The organism is Vibrio sp. D404a (assembly GCF_030248535.1).
Taxonomy (GTDB): domain Bacteria; phylum Pseudomonadota; class Gammaproteobacteria; order Enterobacterales; family Vibrionaceae; genus Vibrio.
Map to the genome: position 1 here is coordinate 41881 of NZ_JAHGAJ010000019.1, position 18614 is coordinate 60494.

Genomic DNA, 18614 nt, shown 5'->3' on the forward strand with positions numbered 1-18614 from the left:
TTGACCCAGAACTGATGAGGTAAATCTCCCAGTTGAGAGGTATGTGTGCAATTTGTTGCTTTTATATGCAAATCACAAACTATCTTACATTCACTGCGACGATAACCTGTGATTTGCTGTTCAAAACATCTATAAATGTTAACTTAAGCCTGTGATTTCACCATCTTCATTGATGTCTAAAGACATAAATGCTGGCTTATCTGGTAGGCCGGGCATGGTCATGACATTGCCACACAAGGCGTAAACAAAGCCTGCACCCGCACAGAGTTTTAGCTCTCTCACGGGTACATCAAATTGGGTAGGTGCTCCTTTAAGGTGCGCCTCTGTCGAGATAGAGAGTGGGGTTTTAGCCAAACATACCGATAGGTTATCGAAGCCGTGCTTTTTGAACTCGACCAATTGAGCCTTGGCCTTTTCAGATAGTGTTATGCTTGCCGCGCCATAACCCACTTCGGCCACCGCCATGAGTTTCTCTTCAAGTGACTGATCTTGAGTATAAAGTGGCTTAAATTGTGCCGGTGTTTGGCAAGCATTGACTACGGCTCTAGCCAAATCGGTCGCACCTTGACCACCACGTCCAAATGCTTCACTTACCGCGACAGATACACCCGCATCATATTCATGAATCAGTGCCGTTAATTGGCTGAGTTCGTGCTCAGAATCTTGTGGGAAGCGGTTGATTGCGACTACAACTGGGACGCCATATTTCTTAACGTTGTTGATATGCCACTTCAAGTTTTCAAATCCAGCAATCAGCGCGTCATTGTCATCATTGAAGATAGAGTCTGGGAGCGGGGTACCCGGGCGTAAATCATACAGTCCTGAGTTAGCTTTCAAGCCTCTCAATGTTGCAACCACGACTGCGCAGTCTGGAGATTGTTTTGATGCACCCGCTTTGATGTTGCAGGCTTTTTCAAAGCCCATGTCAGAACCGAATCCACCCTCGGTTACAACATAGTCGGCCAGTTTCAAAGCAATGTTGTCCGCAATAATCGAAGAGTTGCCATGCGCAATGTTGGCAAACGGCCCTGCGTGGATCAGGGTAGGGACGCCTTCTAATGTCTGCATCAGTGTAGGCTCGATAGCATCCTTCATTGTTACGGTCATCGCACCAGCGACTTGGAAGTCTTCAGTAGTAAGCGGTTCACCGTTTTGATTGTAGGCTAATACGATACGTCCGATGCGTTTGCGAAGGTCGTGCAGGTCTTCGGCTAAGGCAAGAATCGCCATGAGCTCAGACGCGGCAGAAATATCAAAGCCATCTTCACGTTGGTAGCCATTAATGGTCTTACCGTTTTCGTTCTGACCTACGGTGATCATGCGTAGAGCACGGTCGTTATGGTCGAGAACACGTCGCCAAACAATACGCTGTGGGTCGATATTGAGTGCTTTCAGGCCAGAGCGTTGTTCAAAGGCTTCACTGCCTTCACGTTGCTCGTGATAAAGGCGTGCGTCAATGGCTGCTGACGCAAGGTTATGCGCTGCGGTCACAGCGTGAATATCACCGGTCAGGTGAAGGTTCAATTGATCCATTGGGGCAACTTGAGAGTAACCGCCACCAGCAGCGCCACCTTTTACGCCAAATACAGGGCCCATAGAGGGTTGTCGGATACAGGCCATTGCTGACTGATTGATGGCTGCTAAGCCTTGGCTAAGTCCAATTGTTGTCACTGTTTTACCTTCACCTAGTGGTGTTGGTGTAATAGCCGTAACGAGTACCAATTTACCGTTAGGTTTATCTTCAAGGCGTTTTACGCTGTCGAGCGAGACTTTTGCTTTGTGTAAACCGAGTGGCTGAAATTCGTCAGTTGTTAAGCCTGCACTTTGGGCGATATCAGTGATGTTTTTGAGTGAAGCAGAGCGGCAAATATCAATATCAGACAGCATATTTAATCCTTATGTTGAACCCGATAAGGTGGTACGAAAACGTTTGCGTGGCGATATTACTGTATAAATCGACCATGTAAAGGCTAACCACACGAATTATGTGCTGGAAGATAACAGATTTAGCCAGTCATTGCGCGAGATCAAATCTTCCTTTGGCAAATCATCAAAGAAAACACCGTGATGGTTTGTGATATTTTGCCCAAAAATAAAAAGGGTTGCATAACGCAACCCTTAATAGAAAACATCGAACGTGTGATTAACGATCCCAGTATGCTTCTTCTAGACTATCTTCTCGCTCAGGCAGTGAACGGCCAAGACGAGGGGAGTGCTGAGTCAGTACTTCGTAGCTTACGCGGTTTGCGTATTTACAGATCTGCGATAGAGACGAGTAGGTCATGTATGGCTGATCATGCTTCGATGAATTCGGCACGTTCATGTGGTGGTGGCTGTTTGCCGCCATATCATGAAGTAGTGCAGACAGAGCTGCATCACCCGCACCGTTAGTGTTCTTGATCTCTAGAGGGCCACCTAGGTAAGGACCAATGTGAGAGTACACTTTCACTGGCGCTTTACAGTCGTCTTTACGCATTGCACGGCTGAACTCATACTTGTTGAACTCTGGAATGTTACCTGGAAGTAGAGGCAGTTCAGTTTCGCGTTTAGCCGACTCGTCTGTGTAACCCGCCATGTACAGACCAACAGGACCTGCAGTACAAAGAACAAGGTCTACCCACTCAAGCGCTTTATCAGCAGCAAGCAGAGGATCTTTCTCGCCCGTGAGTGCTTGGCCTTCCTCTTCGTTCATTGCAACGATAGAGATATTCTCTTTGATGTAATCTTGCCACCACTCTGCGTTGCCTTCGATTACCCACTTAGTGCCCAGTGTTAGAACCACAGGGACATTATTTTGCTTGGCAATCTCAATTGCACGAGCAACCGCTTTTGGCATTGGATCTTCTGGCTTGCCGCGCATTAGGTACGAAGATACAACCAGTGCAGAAGCTTTCTCAAAAACTTCTTCTGGTACACTGTCTGGGCGCAGGTTGTTCATCTCACCTTCGTTGATCGCAAACGTACGTTCACCATCATCAGAAATCAACGTGTAACAACGGCCAATAGAACCTTCTACTGTTTGTAGATGGTTTAAGTTCATGCGCGAAGAGGTGCGGCATAGGTAACGATATGCGAACGAGCCAACTTCGATGTTACGAGACATAACACCCAGTAGCACAGATTTGCTATCTGCCAAAACAGAGTAGTTGTGTAGTGTATTACCGATGGTGTCACCTGGATATTGGTGCGTGATCAGGCCACTTTCCACAAGTTCCTCATAAAGGGCATCAGCTTTGCTCTCTTCTAAAACAAGAGAGTGACCTTTACTCAGTTCGTATTTAGCCAGGAACTCATCTGAAACACGAGCTTCAATATCTACAATTGTTTGACCAACACCAACAATAATCGGGCGAAACAGTTTTGGTGTTTCCTTCATCTGGTTGATGAGTGGATCACGAGCGTGTGTAGGGAAGTAGTGCTTAGATTTGCGCTGTCCAGGAAATTTCATAAGAAAATTACAGTGAGAAAATTTTGCCGCATGATATCACAGATTTTTGTAATTTCTTTCATTTTTATTACATTCGTAACCACCTGCACATTGTATGAACAGGTGGTTGAACAAAACTAAACCGATCGCTTATTTTTCTTCATGAGTCAGTGTTGCTGGGTCAACATACGCCTTGGTGCCCCATAGTGGCACGGTAGATAGGCTGTGTTTGAAACTGCCTTCAGTCTCTTTAGTGGTGTAAGACAAGTAGAGCAGGGTTTGGTTTTCTGCATCAAAGATACGTCTTACCTTCATGGTTTTGAAGAAGATACTTTTTGACTGCTTAAAGACCACTTCGCCAGAGGCGCTTTTGTCTATTTTTGCAATCATCTCTGGTGTGATGTCTCCAGTCTGACGACAAGATATAGAGCTGTCACTCGGGTCGGCCAGAGAGAAGTCAGCTTCGATAGAAGCGATATGACAGGTAACACCTGGGATCTTCTCGTCATCAAGGTGAGAAATCTTAATGTCTTTTAGAGTGAAGAAACCAAGGGATACATCACCCACTTCGTTATCTGAACAACCAGCCAACATGGTCATAATACCTAATGCGATTAGGGCTTTTTTCATAAGAAGTCCTTTTAATTTATAGAGTTCTGATTACTATAAGGATTATTGAAAGCTTGAATACGAGTGTAGAGCTTTTCGCTCTATTCGAAAAGAAAGTATTGGGAGAACCTTAATTTATGAAGCATTTAAAGTACTTGTTGGTAGTTACGATGCTATGTATGCTCTCTGCTTGTAGCTCGGCGCCTAAGCCGACCGTGTGCCTCCCAAATAATTGTGATATTTGGGGATACTAAAAGTAGGTAGTAAAAGAATGAATAATGAAATACCTGAAATCGCACAGAAAAAAAATGCGTGGTTACTCAGTCAGCTCGATGTCGCTTACCCAGCGAAAGAGAGCTTACTTGGAAGAGATGTCTATAAAGCGAATCTCGACAACAGAACCTATCAGCCGCTTTCTGTCGATCAAGCACCCGCCACAATCGAAGAAATACACAAAGTCGATTTCCACAAACTCACCGTTCTTTTCTCACTTAATCAAGCCAGCGCTTACGAAAGCGAATACGACAAAACGCATATTCTTGAATTCTTAAGCCAGATCATTTTGTCTGATGAACACCAACTTTATATTGGGACCGTCGGCTCAGATGTAGTAGCTAGCGCGATCGTGACAAAAACCGAAAGCGAGTTGCTTGTTTCTGACTTGGTTAACCAAGTGGATCAAGACATTCTAGGTTTTGCCCAACAACTTATAACGCTATGTGATTCATCTCATCTTTCTACTAACAATGTGTGGGTGGAAAGCTAAATTAGGTTTGATAACTAAGCCGAATCTGTACAATACGCTGTCTGATATAAAGGGTATGGCATGTTTAAAGTATTGGCCGCATTGTGCGGTTTATGGTTCGGCTTATTTAGTTCAGTTTGTTCTGCACAAGAGTGGGATGTAAAACACATTCTCGTTTTGCATTCCTATGAGCCCTCATACCAGTGGACAGCTGACTTTCAAAAAGGCATTGACGAGGCGTTGAGTCTATCGCAATTGCCCATCAAGATGTCGGTCGAATATCTTGATACCAAACGTATTAACTCTTCCCAATACTATCAAGCCCTCACTGACTATTTCTCAGCTAAGTACGCTTCGCATCAATTTGATGGTGTGATCGCCACTGATGACAACGCCGTCACTTTGCTCAATATGATGCCCAACCTCATTTCACGCCAGACACCGATTGTCGCAGTGGGGGTTAACGATACCGACGCCAATCTATATCAAGTGACTGACCGAGCAACCATGCTCTATGAAAACGACCACATTGATAAAAATATCCAGCTTATTAATGACCTAAGACCTAAGATCCAAAACCTCTATTTCTTAAATGATGACAGTGTCACGTCTGAGCATATTCGTCACGAGCTTTACAAAGCAATGACAGCATTCCCTCATATCAAGGTGATAGAGATTCGAGAGGAGTCATTGGCCCAAGCAAAAGAGAGGCTTGAAACGATCGATGCCAATGATGCGGTATTGCTGACCCATTTTAATACTGAGCTTAACCAAGGGATTTATCACAGCTATCAACAGATCGCCGACACCGTGTCGGACGCGAGCAAAGCCCCGGTGTTTGCTTTATGGCAGTTTTTAATCACAGGCGAGGTACTGGGAGGGTATGTGAATCACTCTAAGAGTATTGGTACTGAAGCTGTGGTCGCTCTCGACAAATATCTTCCACTGAATTTCTCGGAACAGATCGATGTTGGAGACAGCAAGCGCTTCGTGTTCAACTTTAACGCCATCAAAAAACTCAGCTTGTTCAATCAGACACTGCCAGAGAATACGTTGTTGATTAATGAACCTCGCTCCTTCTTTAAAGAGAACTTTCGTTTGCTTGTGGCTCTGACAATAGTCATAGCAGGTTTGAGCCTGATTGTGTTGATGCAATATGTCACCATCCGCCAAAAGAGGGAGCTTGCTAAGAAGAACAAACGAATTTTAGCGCTCCAGAAGCAAACGATGTCGGTTCAAAAGGACATGATTCATGTACTGGGCGAGGCAATAGAAACGCGCTCGGGCGAGACGGGGAATCATGTTAAACGAGTGGCTAAACTCTCAGCGCTGCTTGCCAAGCATTGTGGCCTAAGCCATCGAGAACAAGATGTCATTGAGATAATCAGCCCAATGCATGATGTGGGCAAAATCTCAGTGCCTGAAGCGATACTCGATAAACCCGGGAAACTCACACCGAGTGAGTGGGAGATCATGAAACAACATACGACAGCAGGTTACAAGCTGCTTAAAAGTGGTTCCGGTGATCTCACTAACTTAGCCGCCATCATCGCTAACGAGCATCATGAACGCTGGGACGGCAAGGGCTACCCTGTGGGCAAACAAGGAGAAGAGATCCATTTGTTTGCAAGGATCACCACGGTAGCAGATGTGTTTGATGCGCTATTAAGTGCGCGTTGCTATAAAGAAGCCTGGCCAATCGACAAAGTCAAAGCGCTCTTTGAGCGAGAAGCAGGGTTACAGTTCGATCCTAAGCTGGTGGAACATCTATTGAATAATATTGACCAATACATAGCGATTCGCGACCAATACCCGGATTCTCACTAAACTTCTGTACTAATCTGCTGATACAAAAACAGGTTTTGGTCACAAGAGTGTCATTTCTTTGTGTTTAAATAATCACCATATCTTCCCAGTTAGCCTGAGCTTTTCGCCAACTCAGGTATAAAATACCTATAAGCATTTTATAAATAGGGTTATTAGGGTGATCTGTCGCATATTTCGCGAAGTTAATTAAGTGCTTTTGAGGAAAATGCTACATCAGTCATGCCTGTGAAAACCGTATGCCTATAGGATGAAAGTCGGACTTTAGGTAAGTGGGGCAACGATGAGATTAGATCAAACGAAATGTGTGATATTTGATTGTGATGGAACATTGATAGACAGTGAAAAACTGTGCTGCCAAGCATTAGTGAATGTATTCGCTCAATTTGATGTGTCCGTGTCACTAGAAGATTGTTATGCACATTTCCAAGGTGGTAAGTTGGCTGATATCTTAATGGATACTCAGAACCGCCTCGGTTTATCTATCTCGATTGATACCCTTGAACCGCTGTACCGAGTTGAACTTGAAGCTTTATTCCAGCGATTCTTAAAGCCAATGGATGGCGCTATTGAGCTGATTCAATTTCTGAAAGCTCAAGGTATTGAGTTTTGTATTGCGTCAAATGCTCCTAAAGAGCGTGTTGAATCGTCGCTAGCGATGACGGGGATGCTTGACGACTTCAAAGGAAAAGTCTTTTCGGCTTTTGATGCCAATAGTTGGAAGCCTGAACCAGACCTCATCATGTATACTGCGATGAACATGGGTTTCTTACCCAATGAATGCATCTATGTGGATGATACGATTAAAGGGATTGAGGCAGGTGTGCGTGCCGGGATCCAATCATTTCGCTTAAGACCTAACCTACCAAGCACTCTCGTTAGAACACCAAAAGCCGACTCCGAAGAGTCAGCCGCTATTGATATCTACAGCCTTGAAGAGATATCCGCTTGGCTTAATGGCAAGCATTACTCACTTGATACACCATACTCTGGTGCTTTGGTGGGGTAGTATTGGGTTGTATCCTGACTATTTTACTAAATTGTTTGGTATGGAACCCACAAGCAGCGCAAGTAAACTTCTCTCCACAATTTGAAAGCAGATATTCGTCGTGTTGGCAAAGCGGGCATGTGATGTCGTCATTTGGTGCGTCTGTTTTATTCATTATGTCACCTGCAGCAAGTCAAAAAGCGATAACTTCGCTCTATTAGAGTACCTCTAAGCCCACTTTTTAAACAGATTTCCTTATTAAGTTTTATTCAATTGCGACTGAGCTCATGCTAATGACTTTACATTAGATAACCTTTTTACGGTCTGATATACTGGTACGCAGTACCATAAGTTGGATTCTATTGTGAAATATATCATTTTCTTGATGGCCATCGCCTTAACTGGATGTGGCCCCCAAACTTCTGACTCATCTGAAGAACAGAGCCAAACTATTCGCAGCGTGAAATTCACAACCGCTGTTTTTCAATCTCATACGCAAACGCGTCAGCTTAGTGGCATTGTGCGCAGTGCTCAAACATCACCGCTGAGCTTCAAGGTGAACGGTACGGTTAGTCAGCTACTGGTTTCAAAAGGACAACGTGTCGAAAAAGGGCAGGTACTGGCACAGCTCGAAACCAGTGATTTATTGTTAGCACTTCGCAAAGCGCAAGCTTCATTAGGCGCTGCGCGTGTCGCCAAGCTTCAAGCTGAAGACAAATATCAACGCTCTGCCAAGCTAAATCTAAAAGGGTTTGTTTCAGAATCTGAATTGATAGCCATTCGTGCTGATCTTGATGCTAAGCAGCAACAAGAGAATCTCGCGCAAACGGATTTATCCAATGCAGAGCTGAACCTGAAGCGTGCCAAGCTTTATGCTCCATTCTCAGGTCAGATCAGCCAAGTACAGGTCGACGAGTTTACAAAGATCAATTCAGGACAGAAGATCATGGAACTGGTTAATGACTTTGCTTACGAAGTGGATTTTCTTGTGCCCGAGTCATTGATAAGAGAGGTTGCTTACGGAGATGAAGCCAAAGTAACCATCTCAGCACTTAACAATCAAACCTTGCAAGGTACCGTGTCTGAGATTGGTGCTGTTGTTGAGCGCGGCAACGCCTACTCGGTGACGTTACAATTGAATGACTCTAATCTATCTTTGAGAAACGGCATGTCAGCGGATGTAGAGCTGTCTATTGGTGGTGAGAGTCAAAATGTTGTTCTACTGCCATTGGAGGCATTCGACCTTAATGATCGTAGCCCTGATTTGAGTGGTGATAACGCAGCGATTTATATTGTCGCTCCGGAATCAAATATCCTAGAAAAGCGTTATGTCAAAACAAAACGCAACATTAATGCTCAGGTAGTGGTACTGAATAATCTCTCTGAGGGTGAAAAGGTAGTCACAGCAGGTATCCCTTATTTGTATGAGGGTCAGGAAGTCACGCTTTGGCAAGGCCTGTAGGAGAGCGGTATGCACAAAATTACTGAGCTTGCTCTCAAACACTACCGTTTTACTCAAGTCTTCTTAGCTATGCTCTTCGTTCTCGGTGTGAGCACGTTTCAGAATGCGCCAAGCAAAGAAGATCCGGAGATCCTAATCCGCAGCGCCGTCGTGGTTGCACAATTTCCGGGTATGTCGCCTGACCGTATAGAGAAATTCATTACCAAACCATTAGAACGCGAAATCAAACAGATCCCAGAAGTTACAGAGATAAAGTCTTGGTCTCGTACTGGAGTGGCACAGATAACGGTCACGGTACACGACAAATATTTCAATCTGCAGCCGATTTGGGATACGTTGCGTAACCGTATGGACAGCATGAAAGGCAGTCTGCCAGACGGCACTGCAGGTCCCTTTGTTAACGATGAGTTTGGACGTGTGTACTCGGCGACGATTGCCTTAACGGGCGACGGTTTCGACCATCACGAGTTACGAAAAACGGCGGAGGCCATTCAAGATAGGCTCAGCAGCGTTCAAACGGTTTCTCAAGTCGAACTTTATGGTGTCAACGAAGAGCGAATCTGGGTCAATGCCAAACACAGTGCTTTGACTAATGAGAAGTTTCAATTTCGACAAATCGTATCGGCACTGCAAGCGCGAAATGTTGTGTTGCCGGGCGGGGTAATTGAAACGGATACATTGCAAGTTGAGATAGAGCCTACCGGAAATTTTAACTCGGTTGAAGAGATCCTAGAGCTGGATCTTAATGAGCGTGAGTCAGGTAATACCGTCTATTTGCGAGACTTGGCCGACGTGGAAGTTGGCTACGAAGACCCATTCAATACGCCGGTATACTTTAATGGCAAAAAGGCGGTGATCATCGCTGCCTCTATGGCGTCTGGCAGTCAAAGCGATGCTTTTGGTGTCAAAGTTAAAGAGTTCATTGCTGAAGTAGAGAGCGACCTTCCTCTTGGAATGCAGCTTGAGTTAGCGACGTTTCAGCCCGAAAAAGTGAGTGCTGCGGTTAACTCGGCGACCACCAACCTAATGCAGACAGTTGCGGTCGTGTTGGCTGTGGTCATGGCGTTCTTGGGTCTGAGAATGGGGCTGATCATTGGCAGTATCGTGCCATTAACCATTCTACTCACCGTTATCGGCATGTCAGTTTGGGGCGTTGAACTCCAAAGGATGTCGATTGCTGCAATCATCATCTCGCTTGGCCTGTTGGTGGACAATGGCATTGTGATGGCCGAGTTCATTAAGAGTAAAGTCTCTGAAGGTGTAGAGCGTGTTGAAGCTGCGGTCATGGCGTCTAAAGCGATGGCTATTCCACTGCTTACGTCATCTTTAACCACCATTCTGGCCTTTATGCCGCTACTGCTCGCACAAGATGTCACTGGCGAGTATCTGCGTTCGCTGTCACAGGTGATCACAGTGGCTTTGCTGTCTTCATGGTTCCTGTGTTTGTTTGCAACACCGGCGCTTTGTGTTTGGTTTATTAAACCCGGTGAAGTTGAACGAACTGAAGGTAAAGAGGCGCAACTCTCGGCATTTCACGTCGCGTATCGTCGGTTTGTCAGTACGATCCTGAATCTACGTCTGACGACATTAGCGGTTGTGATCGCGGTGTTTGCGGTATCGATTTATAGCTTTCGTTTTGTGACGGTTCAATTCATGCCGGGCTCTGAGAGAAACCAATATCTGGTGTTTATTGATCTGCCAGCAGGAACGAAAGTTGAGGAATCAGATCGCGTTTCAAAACGGTTAGAAGATTGGCTGCTCGATAAAGAGCAGAACCCAGATATTGTCAGTATGGCTCGTTACGTTGGGGATGGTGGTCCGAGATTTTTCTTAGCACTGTCACCGGTTGACCGAGCGCCAAACCGTGTATTTATGGTCGTCAACACAATCGATTATGAGTCAGCTCTGGATATGGTGCAGAAAACCAATCGCTTTATTACGCAACAATTACCTGAAGCAAGTGGTCAGGCGAAGCGCATGTGGCTGGGTGGCACTGAACTTGGATTGGTTGAGTATCAAGTCGTCGGTAAAGATATTGATGTGATTCAGAATATCGCTAAGAAAATCGAGTTATCACTTCGACAAATTCCGGGCGCAGTGGGAGTCGCAAATGATTGGGAGAATAACGTTCCCAAGTTGATTCTTGATATCGACCAAGCGCAAGCCATTCGAGCGGGCGTGAGCAGTCGAGACATTGCAACCAGCCTTGATAGCTACTTGCGTGGTAAAGAGGTCACTAGCTTTAGAAATGACGAAGACGTGATCCCTGTGATTGTGGGTGCAGCGGAGTCTGAGAAAACATTAGAAAAGTTATTTACCACACAGATTGTTTCATCAACCAATGGTGAGTCGCTACCTTTGGTACAGTTTGCTTCAATTATCGCAGTCAGTGAACCAGCGGTCATTCGTCGCTTTGATTTAGAGCGTACTGTCACTATCAGCGTTAAGCATGAATCGTTGCAAGCGAGTGAGCTAAATAAACTGGTGCAGCCAGCCTTGGAGGAGATTGATTTGCCTCCAGGCTACCGCATTGCTTTAGGCGGTGAACTAAAAGGGGCGAGCAAAGCCAATGGCGCGCTGTTTGGTTATCTTCCACAGTGTTTTGCTGTGATGATTTTGCTGCTTTTACTGCAGTTTAATTCGATTCGCCGTCCGTTGATCATTTTGCTGACGATTCCACTCTCTTTGATTGGTGCTGTATCAGGTTTGCTAGTGACAGGGGCTTATTTTACCTTCCCTGCGATGTTAGGTATTTTCAGCTTGGCAGGCATCATTATTAACAATGGTATTGTGTTGATTGATTGCATAGAGCAGAACAGAAGCAATGGTGAGAGAGTGCGAGAGGCGATTATTTCAGCTTGTACGACGCGACTGCGTCCGATTGTGATGACGACACTCACTACGATTCTTGGCCTTGTGCCACTCGCGATTTCGGGAGGTGAGTTCTGGTATTCGATGTCTATCGTAATGATCTTTGGAATGATCGTAGGGACGGTATTAACGCTTGGCGTCGTGCCAGTGTTGTACAGTTTGTTTTTTAGAGACCAGCTAGAGCCGGAAGCGAAGTTAGTTTCAGATTAACGAGATGGCAAAAAAGAAGGACTCCACGGAGTCCTTCTTTCGTTTTAGGTGTTTATCAAAGCAAGGCGCTAAGTGCGGTATTTCGCTAAGGTTTTAGACAGCGAGATAGAAGCGGCCGTAAGAGTAGAAACACCGTTAGACGTGTTTTGAGCGACTTCTTTGATGACATCAGATTGGCTGCGAATGTCATTTAGCTCTGCTGCGATACTGTTAGCAACATTACTTTGCTCATCGGCAGAAGAGGCGATCTGTGCACTCATGTCCATCAGAGCACGTGCCGAGTCTGAGATTGAGTTTACATCATCACCGATGTTGGAAATCAATTGGCTACTCGTCTGCGCTTGATCTACGGTTTGCTCAGTAATTTTGGCGATGTTTTGGCTCTCTTGTTGCAGGCGTTCAATCATCGCTTGAATTTCGACTGTCGCAGATTGAGTACGGCTAGCAAGGGTACGAACCTCATCAGCAACAACCGCAAAACCACGACCTTGTTCACCTGCACGTGCTGCTTCAATGGCTGCGTTTAGTGCTAGCAGGTTGGTTTGCTCTGAAATCGCGTTGATAGTGGTGATCACCTCATTGATTTGACTGGTGTTGTCATTAAGGCTAGTTACAGATGATGACGCTTGTTCAATCAAAGATGACAGTGTGGTGATCTCAGCGATTGCTTGCTGTACTTTGCCGTGGCTTTGGTTAATTGCGTGGGCATCATTTTCTGTTTGCTCGGTTGAGCGTGCTGCGATGTTTGAAACTTCGTTTGCAGAAGCTGTCATTTCATCCATTGCTGTTGCAACAGAATCAAGAGACGCGTGCTGGCTACTAATTTGAGTTTCACTACGTTTCGCTTCTGCTTCAAACGAAGAAGAGGTTTCACTGAGTGTTGCCGCACTTTCATTGACGTTGTTTACAAGCTCGCTCAAGGTGTCCATAGAGCGGTCTAGTGCACAACCAATCGTACCAAACTCATCACGTCCAGGGTGGAAGCCAAGTCGAGAGCTTAGGTCACCATCACCAATCTTTTGAGTTGTGGAGTAGAGTACCCAAAGAGCGCCACCAATAAAGGTCGCAACCCAGTAGCAAAAAAGACCAAATGGAACACACCATAAGAAACTGAGTAAAAAGGTATTCAGTGCGTTCTGCTTTTGCTGCTCTGTGTCAGTTGTAGCTAGGGTAAGCGAGTAGTATTGACCATCCTTACCTTGCTGTGTTGCGGTAACGGATCCGTTGTTGTGAATGTACGTCTCAGTTGAGGTTACGCTTGAAGAGCGGTTAAGAAGGGAAGACTCAGGTGAGTCAGCAACAGACAACATACCTTTGAGTTGTTGTTCGGCTTGTGTCTTTGCATTTTGCTCAATTTGATTGAGCTGAGTGAGATAGTTGTTCGTTGATAGACTGCCTAAAGCAACTAAAAAGATGAGGAAAATAACCCACATTTTGTCGTTAATCGACATCTTAATAAACAGTTTGTCTATCGTTCGAAACTGAACTTCTTTCATGATAACTCCACGATAATTCCTTTTAACGTGGACTTTAAATAACCGAACGCAATAAATATGTGATCTGAGTCGTGTCTTTATGAAATCTAATGATAATCAATTTCTATAATTGGGACTCAGATCAATCACTTTTGATAAATTAATCAGTTTAGCCAAGTGAAGGCAGCAGACCACCCGAAATCAGAATCTGGATTGCGATGATAGCCATACCAACCATTCCCGCCATTAATAGTGCGAATTTGCCCCCTGCAACTTGGTAAGCCACCGTATCGCCTTCGATTGATGGTTGCTCTTGTTTGAAGCGCACTTTGTAAACCATTACGGTAGGTAACAAGATAGCCAACACTGCAAGAGCGATCGCAGCGTAACCAAGAGCCATGATGAAACCTTGAGGGTAGAACAGCGCAAAACCGAGTGGTGGAACAAAAGTGACTAAGGCTGTCTTAATGCGCTTACCTTGGCCTAATTTTTCGTTCAATGAATCGCCCATGAATTCAAATAAGCCTAAGCTCACACCAATAAATGACGTTAGCAGCGCAAGGTCAGCAAATACGCCAACGACAACACCAAGGTTCGATTGATGAACGGTCTCAGAAAGTGAAACAAGCAGGGCTCCCAAACTTGAATCGGCTAAAAGCTGATCTTGGCTAACCACACCTAGTGTTACGCCTTGCCAGAAAATGTAGATGATAAGCGGTAATGCTGAACCCACAATCATCACCTTACGCAGTGAACCAACATCACCATCAAGGTAGCGCACGATAGAAGGGATGCTGCCGTGGAAGCCGAAAGAGGTGAAGACCACAGGAATGGCTGCCACGATAAGGCCTTGTTGTAGTGGCATACTCAACAGGTACTGTGAGGTAACGTTCGGCGCAAGAAAGCTAAGTACTAACACCATTGCAATCAATTTTAATCCAAACAGAACTCGGTTGACCTTATCAACGCTGTGCGTGCCAATAGTAACAACAGTCGCGACAATGATAGTGAACAGCAGCGTTGTAATCTGGCTATTCATCTCTAAGCCCGTGATCTGCATGACGCGCTGGTTAAACTGTGCGCCACCACCGGCAATATACGCAGCACATAATGCGTAGAACAAAAACATCACTGCGAAACTCGCAATCCACTTGCCTTTATTCCCAAGAATGTTGTGCGCCAAGGTATGAAGTGTCGCATCCGATTCTGCAAATTGGTGTAGCTCAACCATGAGCAACGCTGTAAACGCCATTAGTGCCCACAGGCCTATCATTAGGATCAGTGATGTTGAGAAGCCGATACCTGCAGAAGCAAGTGGAAGAGCGAGCATGCCCGCACCAATAGTAGTGCCAGCGATGATCAAAGTACTACCGAAAACCTTTGATTTAGTCATTGTATATAATTCTTTACGATTAATGTTTCAAACATGGTTTATGTACTAATAAATGAGTTCATAACCAGTAATTATATTGGAATGGGTGCATTTTGTGGGACTTTAACAATGATTGCAAGGCTTGTTGTAACTTTTTATATCCAGTGTAAATTTATATTTACAATGCTATTCTTAGGATAGTTGAAAAGAGCATGGCAATCGTTTCACTATGATCTGACGCATAGTTTGATAAAGAAAACATTGAGCTTATGGCCGTTGACCAGTAATAGTGTGGGCGCGCGACCCAGTTTAGGAGATAAGGATCCGTTAGCGCAAATGCCGATTAAGGGTGGGTAGTATCACTTTTAGAAAGTGCATTTAAAATTATTGGGAAACACGGAGTGTCTTCATAAAACTGTCATACTTTACGCACAATATGGAGCCACTTAGTTGTAAGGGCGAGAGCCCATGATAAGGAATAGAAGGGCACATTATGAGTGACCAATATTTTAATGACGAAAGTCTAGAACTGTTAGATGCAATGGAAATTGGCATCGACCTTTCTGATTACGAACAAGCGGTTCAGCAATTGGCTGAAGAGATGTTTAACTCGTCAAACTAACCTCCGTCCTCATTAAAGTTAGCTAAGATTAAGGAGTATGTTTAGTATGTACTCCAATATGCTCTACTTTAATGAGGTTCAATGAACTTTCTTGCACACCTTCATATCGCCAACCATTGCAGTAGTGACTTAGCAGGCAATCTGCTCGGTGATTTTGTCAAAGGTGATCCCTCAAAGCACTATTCTCAACCATTGGCTGACGGCATTCGTCTGCATCGATTCGTTGATAGCTTTACTGATTCCCACGCTGTATCTAAACAAGCCAAGTCCTTATTTAGAAAAGAGACACAACGTTTTGCACCTATCGCTCTGGATGTGTTTTGGGATCACTGTCTTGCAAATAATTGGCACCAATACTCTGACTCATCGTTAGCGCAATTTTGTTCCACATCTCATCAGAAAATAGACCAAGACTCTGAGCCAAACTGGCCCGCAAATTTTTTAATGGTCCACCAGAAAATGGCAGAGCAACGTTGGCTAGAGAGCTACCAATCGATGGAATCTATTGAGTTAGTGTTGCAGAGAATGGCCTATCGACGACCTAGGCTATCGGTGTTGAAGGATTGCTTTGAAGACCTGTCTCAACACTACGATAAGTTGCAGTGTCACTTTAATCAGCTCTACCCAGAGGTTCTTGAGCAATCCTGGGCGCACAGGCAGCTTCAAATTGAAATGTTAAGAAAGAAAAATCAATGACAAAGGTAAACAGTTTCATCTTGGTTTGCTACAATCCGCGCCTATTTCTACTTTGAGCATCATTTTATGTCTGACACAAACCAAACTTTTAAACAATTGGGTCTCTCGGAGCAATTGCTGTCTACCTTGGAGACGCTGAACTTTACGACACCAACGAGCGTTCAAGAGCAGGCAATCCCATTAGTGTTAGAGGGTAAAGATGTACTGGCAGGTGCTCAAACGGGTACGGGTAAAACGGCTGCATTTGGATTGCCAATCATTCAGCGTCTGCTAGCGAGCCAAGACAATGTCATTCCAAATCCAAAACTAGTTCGTGCTTTGGTATTAGTACCAACACGTGAGTTAGCGCAGCAAGTTTTCGACAACATCACCAGTTATGCGGAAGGTACCAGTCTTAAAATTGTTGTTGCTTACGGCGGCACCAGTATGAAAGTGCAAACAGACAATCTAAGAGCAGGGGCCGACATTTTGATTGCGACTCCGGGTCGTTTGATTGATCACATGTTTACTAAGAACATCATGTTGAGCCAAACCGAAGTACTGGTTCTGGATGAAGCAGACAGAATGCTAGATATGGGCTTTATGCCAGATATTAAGCGTATCTTGAAGCGAATGAATGAAGTGCGTCAAACGCTGTTTTTCTCGGCGACCTTCGACACTAAGATCAAGTCGATTGCGCATCGAATGATGCAGTCACCAAGTGAAATCCAAGTGACGCCAACGAACAGTACTGCTGAAACCGTTAAACAGATGGTTTATCCCGTTGATAAGAAGCGTAAAAGTGAACTGCTTGCGTATCTGATTGGTTCTAAAAACTGGCAACAAGTTCTGGTATTCACTAAGACCAAGCAAGGTACCGATGCCTTGGTGAAAGAGTTGAAGCTAGATGGCATCAAAGCCGCATCCATTAACGGTGATAAGAGCCAAGGCGCTCGTCAGAAAGCGTTAGATGATTTCAAGTCAGGAAAAGTTCGTGCCTTGATTGCGACTGATGTTGCCGCGCGTGGTATCGATATTCAGCAACTAGAGCAGGTTGTAAACTACGATATGCCTTACAAAGCGGAAGACTATGTTCACCGCATTGGACGTACTGGTCGTGCAGGTAATTCTGGTTTGGCGATTTCACTGATGAGCCATGATGAAGCGTACCTTTTGGGTGCAATTGAACGTCTGTTAGATACACGTTTACCGCAAGAGTGGTTACAAGGTTTTGAACCAAGCCCTGAGCAGGACGTGACACCCGAGCGCAGTGGTCGTAGCAAAAGCCGTTCGGCGGAAAAACGTAAAATGAAGGCCAAGCTAAAAATCCACCAAAATCGTGGTAAAGCCCGTCGTTAGACTCGCGGAACGGGTTAGAAATACAAAAGGCGCTGTGGATGGTATCCATAGCGCCTTTTTTGAATCACTCGATTGAAAGTCGATTAACGTTCCTATCGTTATACCTACTTTAATGGTATCGACTTGAATTATGCCGGTTTTTGGTGCTCAGGGTTACACTTCCACACGCAAGGTACGTCATAGATAAGATCTTCAAGGCAGGTTGGGTTGAGAACCCATTCTTGATCGATCTTATAGGTGCTGATCATCTGTTTATTGAACATTTGCCAGTGGTTCATCAGCGCTTCATCTGGTGTCGCGACCAAGTCGCCTTCGTTCCATGTACTCTCCATAAAAGGGGTTAAGCACACAGCAGCGTTGGCATAGATGATCATCTGCCACTTTATTTCGTAAATATTGATCGGGTGCTCTGGGTAAGCAGCGTTGTACTCTTCAGCGAGCATGTTGATTTCGTACTCGATGTCACCAACGTTATCAATGAAATAATCCACTAAGTTGTCTTCTTGTCGCACTGAGTCTGAAATCAGCTGCATCGGTCTACGAGAGTGGATCATGTTGGTAAACAGACGCATAGAGAATAAATACAAGGTGACGTTCGGGGTTACGCCATTCGGTAGCTCTTGCATGATCTTAGCGATGTAAGCCTGAAAATACGCATGCAAGCAGTCGCTAATCGCGTGCCAAATCTTCTCTTTACTACCAAAGTGATGGCGGATCAAGCTGTGGGAAACACCCGCCTTTTCACTGATATTTCGTAGCGATACACGCTCGTAACCTTGGTCACAGAACAACTCTGCCGCAATGGTCATGATCTGAAAACGTGTCTCTTCAGCATCTTTGGCACTTCTTCGGCCTTGCTTCTTTTCAGTCATTGTCATTTTTTCTGTCATTGTCATTTCGCAAATTAGGATGATGTTCTAATTCTACACTGTTTTTGCCGAAATAAAAAATACTGCACAGGTGGAAAGTAAAGCT

At 44.8% G+C, this 18614-nt stretch carries 14 protein-coding genes; 8 read left to right on the forward strand and 6 right to left on the reverse strand.

Annotation, left to right across the window (positions count from 1 at the left end; translation table 11 throughout):
* Positions 1-138: 138 nt before the first annotated feature.
* The 3 genes from KI655_RS11900 to KI655_RS11910 form a co-directional block, all read right to left on the reverse strand.
* A complete protein-coding gene (locus KI655_RS11900) occupies positions 139-1887 on the reverse strand; it encodes a formate--tetrahydrofolate ligase (RefSeq protein ID WP_285405155.1) in 1749 nt (582 codons plus the stop codon).
* A gap of 256 nt (positions 1888-2143) precedes the next feature.
* Complete coding sequence (locus KI655_RS11905; protein ID WP_285405157.1) at positions 2144-3448, reverse strand: inosine/guanosine kinase; 1305 nt, start codon at positions 3446-3448, stop codon at positions 2144-2146.
* A gap of 129 nt (positions 3449-3577) precedes the next feature.
* Positions 3578-4057, reverse strand: a complete 480-nt coding sequence (locus tag KI655_RS11910; protein ID WP_285405159.1) for a CreA family protein — start codon at positions 4055-4057, stop codon at positions 3578-3580.
* Between the two features lie 250 nt (positions 4058-4307).
* Between KI655_RS11910 and KI655_RS11915 the strand changes: the two genes are divergently transcribed.
* The 5 genes from KI655_RS11915 to KI655_RS11935 all read left to right on the forward strand — a co-directional run bounded on the left by KI655_RS11915 (position 4308) and on the right by KI655_RS11935 (position 12136).
* Complete coding sequence (locus KI655_RS11915; RefSeq protein WP_285405161.1) at positions 4308-4802, forward strand: hypothetical protein; 495 nt, start codon at positions 4308-4310, stop codon at positions 4800-4802.
* Between the two features lie 60 nt (positions 4803-4862).
* A complete protein-coding gene (locus KI655_RS11920) occupies positions 4863-6608 on the forward strand; it encodes an HD domain-containing phosphohydrolase (RefSeq protein ID WP_285405163.1) in 1746 nt (581 codons plus the stop codon).
* A gap of 280 nt (positions 6609-6888) precedes the next feature.
* Positions 6889-7614 (forward strand): HAD-IA family hydrolase, encoded by a 726-nt coding sequence (locus tag KI655_RS11925; RefSeq protein WP_285405164.1) that lies wholly within the window; start codon positions 6889-6891, stop codon positions 7612-7614.
* A gap of 343 nt (positions 7615-7957) precedes the next feature.
* The gene (locus KI655_RS11930) at positions 7958-9055 is read left to right on the forward strand and encodes an efflux RND transporter periplasmic adaptor subunit (RefSeq protein WP_285405165.1); all 1098 of its coding nucleotides are present in this window, start codon (positions 7958-7960) and stop codon (positions 9053-9055) included.
* Positions 9056-9064: 9 nt separating this feature from the next.
* Complete coding sequence (locus KI655_RS11935) at positions 9065-12136, forward strand: efflux RND transporter permease subunit (RefSeq protein WP_285405168.1); 3072 nt, start codon at positions 9065-9067, stop codon at positions 12134-12136.
* A 68-nt stretch (positions 12137-12204) separates the two neighbouring features.
* Here the strand turns inward: KI655_RS11935 and KI655_RS11940 are convergent, their stop codons facing one another.
* Positions 12205-13632, reverse strand: a complete 1428-nt coding sequence (locus tag KI655_RS11940) for a methyl-accepting chemotaxis protein (protein ID WP_285405169.1) — start codon at positions 13630-13632, stop codon at positions 12205-12207.
* Positions 13633-13780: 148 nt separating this feature from the next.
* A complete protein-coding gene (locus tag KI655_RS11945; RefSeq protein ID WP_285405170.1) occupies positions 13781-15004 on the reverse strand; it encodes an aromatic amino acid transport family protein in 1224 nt (407 codons plus the stop codon).
* Positions 15005-15476: 472 nt separating this feature from the next.
* On the opposite strand from KI655_RS11945, the gene KI655_RS11950 reads away from it, so the two are divergent.
* The 3 genes from KI655_RS11950 to KI655_RS11960 all read left to right on the forward strand — a co-directional run bounded on the left by KI655_RS11950 (position 15477) and on the right by KI655_RS11960 (position 17639).
* Positions 15477-15605, forward strand: a complete 129-nt coding sequence (locus KI655_RS11950) for a hypothetical protein (protein WP_285405172.1) — start codon at positions 15477-15479, stop codon at positions 15603-15605.
* Between the two features lie 81 nt (positions 15606-15686).
* Positions 15687-16301, forward strand: a complete 615-nt coding sequence (locus KI655_RS11955; RefSeq protein WP_285405173.1) for an ACP phosphodiesterase — start codon at positions 15687-15689, stop codon at positions 16299-16301.
* A 66-nt stretch (positions 16302-16367) separates the two neighbouring features.
* On the forward strand, positions 16368-17639 hold the full coding sequence (locus tag KI655_RS11960; RefSeq protein ID WP_285405175.1) for a DEAD/DEAH box helicase: 1272 nt from the start codon (positions 16368-16370) through the stop codon (positions 17637-17639).
* Positions 17640-17767: 128 nt separating this feature from the next.
* Here the strand turns inward: KI655_RS11960 and KI655_RS11965 are convergent, their stop codons facing one another.
* The gene (locus KI655_RS11965; RefSeq protein ID WP_285405680.1) at positions 17768-18517 is read right to left on the reverse strand and encodes a TetR/AcrR family transcriptional regulator; all 750 of its coding nucleotides are present in this window, start codon (positions 18515-18517) and stop codon (positions 17768-17770) included.
* Positions 18518-18614: the final 97 nt, after the last annotated feature.